This is a genomic window from Phyllobacterium sp. 22552, from assembly GCF_052044585.1.
In the GTDB taxonomy this organism is placed as follows: Bacteria; Pseudomonadota; Alphaproteobacteria; order Rhizobiales; family Rhizobiaceae; genus Phyllobacterium; species Phyllobacterium ifriqiyense.
This window is the reverse complement of sequence record NZ_JBQENG010000004.1, coordinates 247,920-260,371: the sequence shown is the minus strand read 5'-3', so window position 1 is coordinate 260,371 and position 12,452 is coordinate 247,920. Positions and strand designations below refer to the sequence as shown.

The following is a 12,452-nucleotide window of genomic DNA, read 5'->3' as shown; positions in this document are numbered from 1 at the left end:
AGTTGATGCATGTTTTACTATTCGTGCTGGCCGTTACCACGGTGCTTGGAAGTATGATTGGTGCAATCCAGACGGGGGCCCAATTTTGGCAAGGTGGTTTGATCGGCGTGTTCGGCCTGTCTGCCATTGAGCTGTTCTACATCATCATGTCGGTCATTTATCCCAGCCTTGCCTCAAATCCGGTGTTGGCAATTATCGTGTTTCTTGTCGCTGTTGAATTTGCAGCGTCCCATGTGGTTTTAAACAGGAAGCAGACCGCCGGAGTGGCTGGTGGCGCATTGATGCTCACAACCATTTCCGGTGTGTTTCTCGCGGTATAGACAGGTCTTCAAATCGCGCTACCTATTGCCGGACTTGATTGTGACACAAGGTTCGGAAAAGCTTAGCTGCAAATGCTAGAGCAAGGATCTTGGCGACATGCGTATCCGCGAATTGCAGGAAATTCGATATGACGAAAGGACAGCGACATTAAAGTTCTCTGGTCTGAATCCGTTCAAGAAACACAGGAGCGTCAGGGTTGTCATTGACGATCCCGAAATGTTTCTCAACGCCATAAAGAAGGCGCTTGTCGATCCGGACGGCAACAGTATTCCGCTTGATCCGACAGAGATTCAAAAATAAGCAGGGGCGCTGATTGCCCAGCGCCCCGCATTTGTCGTTTAGCCGTTCACCAAGGCCAATGCAGCTTCCGTGTAGCGACTCCCGGCCACCCGATCCGGCGTTAAAGCACCGCCGATGCGGATCAGCTCAGCTTCTGTCAGCTTGATGTCGGCGGCGGCAGTGTTTTCCTCCAGGTGCTTGATCTTGCGGGCACCGGGAATAGGCACGATGAAGTCACCCTGGTGGAGCACCCAGGCAAGCGCCAATTGCGCTGCTGTCACGCCCTTATCGGCAGCCAGCCCCTTCAATGTTGCGATCAGTGCGGCATTGGCGTTCATGTTTTCCGTTTGAAAACGCGGCAATGTCTTGCGCCAATCGTCAGCGCCAAGTTCGTCAGGCTTGTTGATCGTCCCGGTCAAGAGGCCACGGCCAAGTGGGCTGTAAGGCACAAAGCCGATTCCGAGCTCACGGCAAACTGCAAATACTTCGTCTTCCGGCTCGCGGCTCCATAGGGAATATTCGCTTTGGACCGCAGCAATGGGATGCACCTTGTGGGCGCGGCGGATCGTGGCGGCGCTTGCTTCCGATAGGCCCAGCGCCTTCACCTTACCCTGCTGGACCAGTTCGGCCATGGCTCCGACTGTTTCCTCAATAGGAACATTGGGATCCACCCGATGTTGGTAGAACAGGTCAATCTGTTCGATACCCAGTCGTCCGAGCGAGGACTCGGCAACAGCCTTCAAATGTTCCGGTCGGCTATCGACGCCTATCATGCGGGCGGCGCCTTCACCCTCATCGGCAATCTTGAATCCGAATTTGGTGGCGATCACAACCTCGTCGCGGCGGCCCTTGAAAGCCTTGCCAAGCAGAATTTCATTGTCGAACGGACCATATACCTCGGCAGTATCGAAGAATGTAACGCCGATATCGATAGCGCGGTGAAGGGTGCGGATCGCATCCGCTTCGTCCTGTCCGCCATAGGCAAATGTCATGCCCATGCAGCCGAGACCGACCGCTGATACGTTAAGATTGGTTCCAAGTTTACGCTGTTCCATCACTTATCTCCTTTTACGCAATTCCTGACGGAAAACCGCTTCGCTGAAATTGCCTGGTGTGGTGAAGCAAACATAGGTCGTAAATTGCTGTTCGATAATTCGCTTAAAATTTCACAGCTTGTTCTATATTATAGATCAATGGATCGTTCTCATTTGCCCCAACTCGCCATTTTCACCACTGTCGCCGCCTGCGGTGGTTTTCGCGGTGCCGCCAAGGAGCTTCGCATTGCGCCTTCGGCGGTCAGTCATGCCATAGCCGCGCTGGAGCAATCGCTGGGGGTTCGATTATTGACCCGCACCACGCGCAGTGTCGCCCTGACGGATGAAGGGGCGATGCTGCTGAAGCGCTTGAAGCCTGCCCTTGGTGAGATCGACTTGGCGCTGGGTGCAGTTAAAGAAGCCAATAATCGTGTGGCAGGCAATCTGCGGCTCAGCGTACCGCCCTTCGCCGCGCATTGGCTGCTGGGTCCAAGACTCGCGGATTTTAGCCAGACCTATCCCGGAATCACGCTGGAATTGCGGGTAGAGGAACAATTCAATGATATCGTTGCCGCTGGCATGGATGCGGGCATGCGGCTTGGAGAGAGCCTGGAATCGGATATGATCGCTGTGCGCATGAGCGATACGATTTCTGGAAGTGTCGTTGCTACGCCGGACTATTTCAAACGCAATCCGGTGCCGTTACACCCGAGAGACTTGCTCAATCATCGCTGTATCCGCCGCCGGTTTTCCAGCGGCCAAGTCTATCGCTGGGAGTTTGAAAAAGGCGTGGAAGAAATCGTCCTTGATGTCGATGGCCCGCTTATTCTGGGTGATGACACGCTGGTTCTTGAAGCAGTGCTTGGCGGCGTGGGCATTGCTTTTCTTTTGGAGCATATGGTGCCCAAAGCAATTGCCGACGGGCGGCTGCAACGCGTTTTGGAGGATTGGTGCACGCCATTTCCCGGCGTCTATCTTTATTACCCCAGCCGCAGGCAAATGCGTCCGGCACTGCGCGCATTTATCGATTTCTTCAAATATACCGGTTGAGCGGTCTTTCCTTCCGTAACCGAAATACAATAGGGTGCTGACCGCCTATCGGGCCGGTCATAGAAGGAGTTTGCATGTTTCGCTGGGGTATTCTGTCTACTGCCAAAATTGGCGTCACCGTGGTTATTCCCGCCATTTGCGATGCGGAAAATTCGGTTCTATCGGCCGTTGCCAGCCGTGACTTGTCGAAAGCACGCGCGGTGGCGGATCGTTTTGGCGCTCCCCATGCATTCGGCTCCTACGAGGAAATGCTCGCCTCCAAGGATATTGACGGCGTCTATATTCCCTTGCCGACCTCGCAGCATGTCGAATGGTCGTTGAAGGCAGCCGAAGCTGGAAAGCATGTCCTGTGCGAAAAGCCGATTTCGCTGCATGCCGATCAGATCGCCGCCTTGCAGCATGCCCGCGATACGCATGGCGTCTTGATTTCAGAAGCCTTCATGGTCACCTATCATCCGCAATGGCTGAAAGTTCGTGAGTTCGTGCAGGGTGGAGCCATCGGAACCTTGCGTCGGGTTCAGGCAGCGTTCACCTATTTCAACAAGGATGCGGGCAATATGCGCAATCAGCTATCGCTGGGTGGCGGTGCCTTGCCCGATATTGGCGTCTATCCGACTGTTGTCACGCGTTTCGTCACCGGCAAGGAGCCGCTTCGGGTGAGCGCCACAGTCGAGCGCGACCCGGATTTCGGCACGGACCGCTATGCCAGCGTCCGTGCTGATTTTGATGGTTTTGAACTGGGTTTCTATGTCGGGACCCAGCTTGCGTCGCGCCAGTCCATCGTTTTTCATGGCGACAAGGGCTATATCGAGGTCTTGGCGCCGTTCAACACAGGCAAGTACGACCACGCAAAGGTTTGGCTGCATAACGCGGCACATGACGGTGCGCAGGAATTCAACTTTGGTGGCGTCAACCACTACAGGTTGCAGGTCGAGGCATTTGCCCGCGAGGCCCAAGGCGAGAAGGCCGGTGTGTTTTCGCTGGAAGATTCGGCACGGAATCAAAAGCTCATTGATGCCGTTTATCGCTCCGACAAGAGCGGCAAGTGGGAAACCGTCTGACGACTTTTATAAGTAACCGCATAAAACGGGCTGAAAACCCCATTTTATGTGTCTTTTTGGGCTATTAAGGGTGTAAATTGCACTGCTTCTTACTTGCATGGCAATTTACCCCTTCTTATATAGCCCTCAACACTGTAAGGAACTGCCCGCCCCGGCAGCCCTGATTTTGTTAAACCCTAGGGGCTGCCCGTATGGAATGCTCGGCAGAGGTCCCGGCAGCCTGCTGAATGGAGAAGAGTAATGGCTAAAGTTATCGGTATTGATCTGGGTACGACCAATTCCTGCGTTTCCGTTATGGACGGCAAGAGCGCGAAGGTCATCGAAAATGCAGAAGGTGCACGTACAACGCCTTCGATCATCGCTTTTACGGATAGTGATGAGCGCCTTGCTGGCCAGCCGGCCAAGCGTCAGGCTGTAACAAATCCGGAAGGAACCGTTTTTGCGGTCAAGCGCCTTATCGGCCGCCGCTACGAAGACCCGACTGTTGCCAAGGACAAGAAGCTTGTTCCTTATGAAATCGTCAAAGGCGATAATGGCGACGCTTGGGTAGAAGTGCACAAGAAGAAGTATTCGCCTTCGCAGATCTCTGCAATGATCCTGCAGAAGATGAAAGAAACAGCCGAAGCCTATCTGGGCGAAAAGGTTGAAAAGGCCGTTATCACCGTTCCGGCTTACTTTAACGATGCCCAGCGTCAGGCAACCAAGGATGCCGGTAAGATTGCCGGTCTTGAAGTTCTGCGTATCATCAACGAACCGACTGCTGCTGCTCTGGCCTATGGCCTCGACAAGAAGGAAGGCAAGACCATTGCCGTCTACGATCTTGGCGGTGGTACATTCGACGTGTCCGTTCTGGAAATCGGCGATGGTGTCTTCGAAGTTAAGTCCACCAATGGCGATACATTCCTTGGCGGTGAAGATTTCGACATGCGTCTCGTCGAATATTTCGCAGCCGAGTTCAAGAAAGAACAGGGCATCGACCTGAAGAACGACAAGCTTGCTTTGCAGCGCCTCAAGGAAGCTGCCGAAAAGGCCAAGATCGAGCTTTCCTCGTCGCAGCAGACTGAAATCAACCTGCCATTCATTACGGCAGATGCTTCGGGTCCAAAGCACTTGACCATGAAGCTGTCGCGCTCGAAGTTCGAAAGCCTCGTTGACGATCTGGTCCAGCGCACGGTTGAGCCTTGCAAGGCCGCGCTCAAGGATGCAGGCCTCAAGGCTGGCGAAATCGATGAAGTGGTCCTCGTCGGCGGTATGACCCGCATGCCGAAGATCCAGGAAATCGTTAAAGCCTTCTTCGGCAAGGAACCACACAAGGGTGTGAATCCGGACGAAGTTGTGGCCATGGGTGCTGCCATTCAGGCTGGCGTTCTGCAGGGCGACGTCAAGGACGTTCTTTTGCTCGACGTAACGCCATTGTCACTCGGCATCGAAACACTTGGCGGCGTGTTCACACGTCTGATCGAACGCAACACCACGATCCCGACCAAGAAGTCGCAGACTTTCTCTACGGCTGAAGATAATCAGTCCGCCGTGACGATCCGCGTCTTCCAGGGCGAGCGTGAAATGGCTGCCGACAACAAGTCGCTCGGTCAGTTCGATCTCGTTGGCATTCCACCGGCACCACGCGGCATTCCGCAGATCGAAGTCGGTTTCGACATTGATGCGAACGGTATTGTCAACGTTTCGGCCAAGGACAAGGGCACTGGCAAGGAACATCAGATCCGTATTCAGGCATCGGGCGGTCTTTCCGACGCCGATATCGAGAAGATGGTCAAGGACGCCGAGGCCAATGCCGAGAGCGACAAGAAGCGCCGCGAGGCCGTTGAGTCGAAGAACCAGGCTGAAGCTCTGATCCACTCGACTGAAAAGTCGCTGAAGGATTATGGCGATAAGGTTTCGGCTGAAGACAAGGGCTCCATTGAGACCGCCCTTGCCGAGCTGAAGACCGCTGTCGAAGGCGATGACGCTGAAGACATCAAGGCCAAGACGCAAGTTCTTGCCGAAGTTTCGATGAAACTTGGTCAGGCCATGTATGAAGCCTCACAGGCTGCGGAAGCTGGCGAAGGTGCTGAAGCCGATGCAACTGCAAAGGCAGATGAAGATGTTGTCGATGCCGATTTCGAAGAGATCGACGAAGACGGCAAGAAGAAGTCTGCCTGATCCTAACGCCCTGCGTTTAACGAAAAGCCCGGCCATTGAGCCGGGCTTTTTGTTTGCTCAGTGGACAAGCTTGGACGGCCTTCGAAGTTCAAGAAAATTTTGGTCGTTCGATTTGCCGCGTTATTGATTGGCTGGCTTGGCCCAGATTGTTGCCACATAAACGCTTTAAAAAGCAAATATGCGCCATTTGATTAGAATCAATGTAAGTTAACTATGGCATTTACGGGCGTGAGCACCTAAATACCGCTCTTAAACGAGCTTCTGCGGAAGTTCTGGCGATCCCATGGAACGAGTATTTGGATGAAGGCTGACTATTACGAAACCCTCGGCGTAGGCAAAGGCGCTGATGAGAAAGAGCTGAAGAGCGCTTTCCGTAAACTGGCAATGCAATTCCACCCTGACAAGAATCCGGGCGATGCCAATGCCGAGCACAAGTTCAAGGAAATCGGCGAAGCCTATGAAACGCTGAAAGATCCGCAAAAGCGCGCGGCCTATGATCGCTTCGGTCACGCTGCCTTTGAAAATGGCGGCATGGGCGGCGGTGGTTTCGGTGGCGGCGCCAGCGGTGGCTTTGCCGACATATTTGAAGACATTTTTGGCGAGATGATGGGCGGCGGACGCCAGCGCCGTTCCGGTGGCCGCGAGCGCGGTGCGGACCTGCGCTACAATATGGAAATCACGCTTGAAGAAGCCTATGCAGGCAAGACGGCGCAAATCCATGTCCCGACATCGATTACTTGCGACGAATGCTCCGGCAGTGGTGCCAAGCCCGGCACGCAACCGGTCACATGCGGCACTTGTAGCGGTTCCGGCCGCGTGCGTGCAGCTCAGGGTTTCTTTTCCATTGAACGCACCTGCCCGACCTGTCATGGCCGCGGCCAGATCATCAAGGACCCTTGCCCGAAATGCAGCGGCCAGGGACGTATCACCGAAGAGCGTTCTCTCTCGGTCAATATTCCAGCCGGCATTGAAGATGGAACACGCATTCGCCTCACGGGTGAGGGCGAGGCAGGACTTCGCGGCGGCCCCTCAGGCGATCTTTATATTTTCCTCTCGCTGAAGCCACATGAATTCTTCCAGCGCGATGGTGCCGATCTTTATTGCAAAGTGCCGATCTCGATGACTACAGCCGCGCTTGGCGGACAGTTCGAGGTGGCGACACTGGATGGCACCCAGACGCGCGTCAAGATTCCAGATGGTACGCAAAACGCCAAGCAGTTCCGCCTGAAAGGCAAGGGCATGCCGGTTCTACGGCAACCCGCCATGGGCGATCTCTATATTCAGATCGCAATTGAAACCCCGCAAAACCTCAACAAGAAGCAGCGCGAATTGCTGGAAGAATTCGAACGCGTTTCTTCGCAGGACAATAGCCCGCAATCGACAGGCTTCTTTTCCCGCATGAAGGATTTCTTTGAGGGGTTGAGCGAGTAGTTTATTGAGTTTTTCGCAAGTTGCAGCCTTGCATCTATCGTCGGTTGCGTCATAAATTGTTCTTGCTGCGACGGAGGAATGGCATGTCACGACCACTGGGCAAGAAGTTTGCCGAAAAATTCGGCGAGGAAATCCGCTTCTTCAAGGGTTGGATGCATGGGCCGAAGGCTGTCGGGTCAATTTTGCCGACAAGTTCTGTCACGGCTCGCCGCATGGCAAGCGTCATCAATCCGCATTCCGGCCTTCCTGTGCTGGAGTTGGGGCCGGGCACGGGCGTTATCACCAAAGCCATTTTGAAGCGCGGTGTAGAGCCATCCGACCTTTACTGCGTTGAATATTCAGCGGATTTTGCTGAACATTTGCGAGAAGATTTTCCTGGTGTGAACATTATCGAAGGCGATGCTTTCGATCTGGATACGACCCTTGGCGACAAGCGTGACCAGAAGTTTGATTCGGTCATTTCGGCGGTGCCCTTGTTGAACTTCCCCGTCGGCGACCGCGTTAAAATCATCGAAGATCTGTTGCGCCGTATCCCCCATGGCCGCCCGGTTGTTCAGATTACCTATGGCCCCATGTCGCCTGTTCCTGCTGGACGCGGTAATTACAAGGTCGAACATCTCGACTTCATTATCCGCAATGTGCCGCCAGCCCGGCTTTGGGTGTATCGGCGCGCCGATTAGGTTCTTTCCTGTTGGCCGTTTCTGTGCGATTGGAATACGATCAACAGAAAAGGTGATTTGTCATGACGAATGCGGCTTTGCGCGAGCGCCTGATCGTGGGCCTTGATGTGCCTACGGTTGAAGTGGCCAATGAGGTTGTCGGCGAACTTGGCGATATGGTGACCTTCTATAAAATCGGCTATCAGCTGGTATTTGCCGGGGGATTGGATTTTGCATCTGACCTGGTCCGGTCGGGCAAAAAAGTCTTTCTGGATATGAAGCTTCTCGATATCGACAATACTGTCGCCAAGGGCGTCGAGAATATTGTTAAAATGGGCGTGTCGATGCTCACCCTGCATGCTTATCCGAAGGCCATGAGGGCAGCGGTCGAAGCAGCACACGGATCGGATCTGTGCTTGCTCGGTGTCACTGTTCTGACTTCGATGGATGGGCAAGACCTCATTGAGGCCGGTTACGCCGACAGTCCCGAAGCTCTTGTTCTAAAGCGCGCAAAACAGGCCGCCGACGCCGGCATGGGCGGCATTGTGTGCTCTGCTGCCGAAGCATCGGGTGTACGCGAGATTGTCGGGCCGAAACTCAATATTGTGACACCGGGTATTCGCCCGGCAGGTGCGGATGTTGGAGACCAAAAACGGGTAATGACACCTGCGGATGCGCTTCGTGGCGGGGCGACACATCTTGTGGTCGGGCGTCCAATTATTGCCGCGCAAGATCGGCGTTCAGCGGCTGAATCGATATTGAGCGAAATGGCAAACGGATTTGCGCCAGCATAAGCTCGATTAGGATGGGATGTGATTCTCAAATCGAGCTAATGGCTGGAAATGAGAGCACAGTCTCAAGCTGTAAGAGTAACCAATTGCAAAAGGTAGAGGGACTATGGCCAAGGGATATTGGATAGCACGTGTCGACGTTCGGGATGCTGAACGGTACAAGGATTACGTCTCGACGGCAAAACCGGCCTTTGAAAAGTTTGGCGCCAATTTCCTGGCACGGGGCGGTCCATTTCACACATTGGAAGGGCAAGCCCGTGGCCGCAATGTCGTGATCGAGTTTCCGTCGGTCCAAGCAGCATTGGATTGTTACAATTCGCCGGAATATCAGGCGGCTAAAGCAATTCGGCAAAGCGTAGCTGATGCTGAAATGCTGATTGTCGAGGGCGTTTGAAACTTTAGCTAATAATTTCAATGGTTTCTAGCCATACCGGGCTAAGGCATTTTTATCCGGCCTTAGCCGTTTGTTGCATTGCAATATTACCAAAACCGGATAGGCTCACTGATCAATCAAGAACTTTTTCACCTGTGAGTGAGATGCTCTTTAGGTTGCAGTTGTGCTGATGGATCGGACGGTGGAATGTTTTACCAGCTTTATGAACTCAACCATGCGGCGCTTCAGCCCTATCGCGCTCTGGCTGACGCTACCAAGTTGTTTTACGACAACCCGTTGAATCCATTGTCACAAACGGTTTTAGGGCGTTCGATTACTGCTGGCTGCGAGCTGTTTGAGCGCGCCACGAGAGCCTATGCAAAACCAAAGTTCAACCTTCCGACGACTGTCGTTGATGGCGTTGAAACGGAGATTCGCGAGAAAACGGTCTGGTCAAAGCCTTTCTGCAACGTGGTTCATTTCAAGCGCTCATTGTCGGCAAAACGGGCTGCCGATCCCAAGATCTTGATCGTGGCTCCCATGTCCGGGCATTATGCGACTTTGCTGCGCGGCACAGTCGAGGCCTTGCTGCCGGATGCCGAGGTTTACATTACCGATTGGGTCGACGCGCGCACTGTTCCTTTGAGCGATGGTTCTTTCGATCTTGACGACTATATCGACTATGTCATTGAAATGATTCATGCATTGGGTGAGGATACTCACGTTGTCGCTGTCTGCCAGCCCTCTGTGCCTGTGCTTGCTGCCGTGGCAGTCATGGAAGCCAATGGCGATCGGTTTGCCCCGTCGAGCATGACGCTGATGGGCGGGCCAATTGATACCCGCAAGAATCCGACAGCGGTGAACAAACTTGCCGAAGAAAAGGGCATCGACTGGTTCCGCGAAAATGTAATCATGTCTGTTCCATGGCCGCATGCCGGTTTCATGCGCGATGTATATCCAGGGTTTTTACAGCTTTCCGGGTTCATGAGCATGAATCTCGACCGGCATATTACTGCCCACAAGGAATTTTTTGTGCATCTGGTCAAGGAAGATGGCGATTCCGCAGACAAGCACCGGGAGTTCTACGATGAATATCTTGCGGTTATGGATCTGACAGCTGAGTTTTATTTGCAGACTGTGGATACGGTTTTTGTGCGCCAGGCTTTACCAAAAGGGGAGATGACGCATCGCGGCCTGCCGGTTGACCCATCTGCGATTCGCAATGTGGCGCTTCTGACTGTTGAGGGAGAGAACGACGATATTTCGGGTGTGGGTCAGACAAAGGCCGCGCAAACGCTATGCGTCAATATCCCTGAAGACATGCGGCTACATTATCTACAGCCCAAGGTTGGCCACTACGGCGTTTTCAATGGGTCGAGATTCCGCGCTGAAATCGCGCCGCGGATCGTCAAATTCGTCAATGACCACGCACAGGCAAAACGTCAATCAAATGTAACACCCATCACGCGACGCGCTTGATACGAGCGGAAACGTCGGGCGGGGCAGAGATTAGTTCGCCGACTTACAAAGCGCCCGGCGCTCTGGCAAAATTAGCCGCATCATCCAAATAGTCCATAAGATAAGGGCCGCTTGTTCAGCGGCCCTTTCTCATTTCCATTACAGATTGAAGTCGTTTGCCGACCAGTCATGGTCCGTATTATTGACCTCAATGATAAGGTCGGCAATTCCGTCGCCGTCACTATCAGCCTCGATATGCAGATATTGCGTATCGCTTGCCTGTTCCGGCACCACGATCCGCAATTCGCCTGCCGCACCGGAGAAGTCGCTTTCGCCAATGAAATGGTAAGGCTGGTTGCCAGCGGTATTTGTATCCGCATCGAGACGGCTCAGATCGATCTTGTCACCGTCAGTTGCGCTGAAGTCGGTAATGTGGGCAGTCCGCCCGAACGTCTCGAAGATAAACGTGTCTGCTCCAGACCCACCGCTCAGCCAATTATTGCCGTCGCCACCATTAAGAATGTCGTTGCCTTCGCCGCCGTTCAAGCGGTCATCGCCCGCACTGCCATTCAGGACATCGTCGCCTGAGCCGCCACGAAGGAAATCATCGCCTTCGCCGCCTAACAGCGTGTCATTGCCATCGCCGCCATCAATCCAATCCGTGCCGGCTCCACCATTCAGCTGATCATCGCCGCCATCGCCGCTGATCCTGTCATCGCCGGAGCCACCAAACACTTTGTCATCGCCGTCGCCAGCATTGACCCAGTTTGCAGCGCCGCTGGTGTGGATCTCGTCATCACCAGCCCCGGCATCAATCCAGTTGGTTCCTTCGCCGCCGTCAATCGCGTCATTGCCGGTGCCGCCACTGATGCGGTCGTCGCCGTCGCCGCCATTCAGAACGTCATCGCCAGCGCCGCCGATCAGTGTGTCGTCGCCAGCATCGCCGCGAATATGATCATCGCCCAGACCACCATTGAGATAGTCATTTCCCGTACCGCCGTCGAGCCAATCATTACCGGCACCGCCGAGCAATTGGTCGTCGCCTTCGTCGCCACTAAGCCGGTCATCGCCATTGCCGCCGTCGAGAACATCATTGCCAGCGCCGCCATAGGCGTAATCTTCGCCTTCGCCGCCGAGCAGCTTGTCGTCGCCTGTTCCGCCGTCCAGCCAGTCATTGCCGGCACCGCCGACCAATGTGTCATTGCCGCCGCCGCCGCCAAGGCCGTCATCCCCGTCGAGGCCAGCCAGAACATTGTCTCCGGCATCGCCGGAAATGACATCGTTGAAACCGGAACCCACAACGTTTTCGAAACCGACGGCAAGCCGGTCACCTTCCGCATCGCCATGCCAACCGCCGAGCGTGCCCGAACCGTCAAGTCCGCCCAGACGTACCATGACTCCTTCTTTCGAACCGGCATAACCCAGCGTGTCGATACCCTCATTGCCGAACAGCAAATCGGTTCCGCTTCCACCTTCGATATATTCGTTGCCGCTTCCACCGAAAATTGTGTCGTCGCCATTATTGCCGACAATGACCTCGTCGAGACCATTTTCCGGATGAATATTCAAAAGGTCGAGCAGGGATTGATTGAGCGCCATGGCAGTCCTCGATTGGAGAGTTTAACTCAGATAAGCTTGGATATATTTTGAATATGAACTACAAATTTGGTTCTATTCCAACCCAAATTTTTATGACAAAGTATGTTTGAAATATAGCTTCAATATATTTCAAAAGTTGAATTAAAATATATTTGGAATTTCGCTTATCTTTCAACGAACGCAGGTTTGAGTAACGAAGGGTACGGAGCCCTATGCCGCCAATTGCCTCCGAAAAA

Annotated in this window: 12 protein-coding genes; 10 read left to right on the top strand and 2 right to left on the bottom strand. The window is 53.9% G+C overall.

Going from position 1 to position 12,452, the window contains the following annotated elements; genetic code table 11:
- Positions 1 to 5: 5 nt before the first annotated feature.
- Entirely contained in the window at positions 6 to 320 is a 315-nt protein-coding gene (locus tag ACTJI9_RS11430) for a hypothetical protein (RefSeq protein WP_115054548.1), read from the top strand.
- Positions 321 to 417: 97 nt separating this feature from the next.
- The gene (locus ACTJI9_RS11425; RefSeq protein ID WP_307281622.1) at positions 418 to 621 is read left to right on the top strand and encodes a hypothetical protein; all 204 of its coding nucleotides are present in this window, start codon (positions 418 to 420) and stop codon (positions 619 to 621) included.
- Positions 622 to 659: 38 nt separating this feature from the next.
- On the opposite strand, the gene ACTJI9_RS11420 is transcribed toward ACTJI9_RS11425, so the two are convergent.
- Positions 660 to 1,655, bottom strand: coding sequence for an aldo/keto reductase (locus ACTJI9_RS11420; RefSeq protein ID WP_337354132.1), 996 nt, complete (start codon positions 1,653 to 1,655; stop codon positions 660 to 662).
- A gap of 138 nt (positions 1,656 to 1,793) precedes the next feature.
- Here ACTJI9_RS11420 and ACTJI9_RS11415 point away from each other — a divergent pair, with 138 nt between their 5' ends.
- The 8 genes from ACTJI9_RS11415 (at position 1,794) to ACTJI9_RS11380 (ending at position 10,638) form a co-directional block, all read left to right on the top strand.
- Positions 1,794 to 2,684 carry a LysR family transcriptional regulator gene (locus ACTJI9_RS11415; RefSeq protein ID WP_115054798.1) on the top strand — a complete coding sequence of 297 codons (891 nt, stop codon included), beginning with the start codon at positions 1,794 to 1,796 and terminating at the stop codon, positions 2,682 to 2,684.
- Positions 2,685 to 2,758: 74 nt separating this feature from the next.
- Positions 2,759 to 3,745 carry a Gfo/Idh/MocA family protein gene (locus ACTJI9_RS11410; protein WP_440808082.1) on the top strand — a complete coding sequence of 329 codons (987 nt, stop codon included), beginning with the start codon at positions 2,759 to 2,761 and terminating at the stop codon, positions 3,743 to 3,745.
- 240 nt (positions 3,746 to 3,985) lie between these two features.
- Positions 3,986 to 5,905: a molecular chaperone DnaK gene (gene dnaK / locus ACTJI9_RS11405; RefSeq protein ID WP_440808081.1), complete on the top strand. Its 1,920-nt coding sequence runs from the start codon at positions 3,986 to 3,988 to the stop codon at positions 5,903 to 5,905.
- A gap of 300 nt (positions 5,906 to 6,205) precedes the next feature.
- Positions 6,206 to 7,336, top strand: coding sequence for a molecular chaperone DnaJ (gene dnaJ, locus ACTJI9_RS11400; protein ID WP_440808078.1), 1,131 nt, complete (start codon positions 6,206 to 6,208; stop codon positions 7,334 to 7,336).
- Positions 7,337 to 7,419: 83 nt separating this feature from the next.
- The gene (pmtA, locus tag ACTJI9_RS11395) at positions 7,420 to 8,016 is read left to right on the top strand and encodes a phospholipid N-methyltransferase PmtA (RefSeq protein WP_115054554.1); all 597 of its coding nucleotides are present in this window, start codon (positions 7,420 to 7,422) and stop codon (positions 8,014 to 8,016) included.
- Between the two features lie 62 nt (positions 8,017 to 8,078).
- The gene (gene pyrF, locus ACTJI9_RS11390; protein ID WP_115054555.1) at positions 8,079 to 8,789 is read left to right on the top strand and encodes an orotidine-5'-phosphate decarboxylase; all 711 of its coding nucleotides are present in this window, start codon (positions 8,079 to 8,081) and stop codon (positions 8,787 to 8,789) included.
- Positions 8,790 to 8,892: 103 nt separating this feature from the next.
- Positions 8,893 to 9,180, top strand: a complete 288-nt coding sequence (locus ACTJI9_RS11385; protein WP_440808075.1) for a DUF1330 domain-containing protein — start codon at positions 8,893 to 8,895, stop codon at positions 9,178 to 9,180.
- Between the two features lie 186 nt (positions 9,181 to 9,366).
- Complete coding sequence (locus ACTJI9_RS11380) at positions 9,367 to 10,638, top strand: polyhydroxyalkanoate depolymerase (RefSeq protein WP_354343045.1); 1,272 nt, start codon at positions 9,367 to 9,369, stop codon at positions 10,636 to 10,638.
- Positions 10,639 to 10,776: 138 nt separating this feature from the next.
- Here ACTJI9_RS11380 and ACTJI9_RS11375 read toward each other — a convergent pair whose 3' ends face one another.
- Positions 10,777 to 12,216, bottom strand: a complete 1,440-nt coding sequence (locus ACTJI9_RS11375) for a calcium-binding protein (protein WP_440808073.1) — start codon at positions 12,214 to 12,216, stop codon at positions 10,777 to 10,779.
- Positions 12,217 to 12,452: the final 236 nt, after the last annotated feature.

Bases quoted from the DNA above. Each gene is read 5' to 3' on its own strand.
- ACTJI9_RS11385 (WP_440808075.1), top strand. From the start codon at position 8,893: ATGGCCAAGGGATATTGGATAGCACGTGTCGACGTTCGGGATGCTGAA.
- pyrF (WP_115054555.1), top strand. From the start codon at position 8,079: ATGACGAATGCGGCTTTGCGCGAGCGCCTGATCGTGGGCCTTGATGTG.
- ACTJI9_RS11415 (WP_115054798.1), top strand. From the start codon at position 1,794: ATGGATCGTTCTCATTTGCCCCAACTCGCCATTTTCACCACTGTCGCC.
- ACTJI9_RS11430 (WP_115054548.1), top strand. From the start codon at position 6: ATGCATGTTTTACTATTCGTGCTGGCCGTTACCACGGTGCTTGGAAGT.
- ACTJI9_RS11410 (WP_440808082.1), top strand. From the start codon at position 2,759: ATGTTTCGCTGGGGTATTCTGTCTACTGCCAAAATTGGCGTCACCGTG.
- ACTJI9_RS11375 (WP_440808073.1), bottom strand. From the start codon at position 12,216: ATGGCGCTCAATCAATCCCTGCTCGACCTTTTGAATATTCATCCGGAA.
- ACTJI9_RS11425 (WP_307281622.1), top strand. From the start codon at position 418: ATGCGTATCCGCGAATTGCAGGAAATTCGATATGACGAAAGGACAGCG.
- ACTJI9_RS11380 (WP_354343045.1), top strand. From the start codon at position 9,367: ATGTTTTACCAGCTTTATGAACTCAACCATGCGGCGCTTCAGCCCTAT.
- pmtA (WP_115054554.1), top strand. From the start codon at position 7,420: ATGTCACGACCACTGGGCAAGAAGTTTGCCGAAAAATTCGGCGAGGAA.
- dnaK (WP_440808081.1), top strand. From the start codon at position 3,986: ATGGCTAAAGTTATCGGTATTGATCTGGGTACGACCAATTCCTGCGTT.
- dnaJ (WP_440808078.1), top strand. From the start codon at position 6,206: ATGAAGGCTGACTATTACGAAACCCTCGGCGTAGGCAAAGGCGCTGAT.
- ACTJI9_RS11420 (WP_337354132.1), bottom strand. From the start codon at position 1,655: ATGGAACAGCGTAAACTTGGAACCAATCTTAACGTATCAGCGGTCGGT.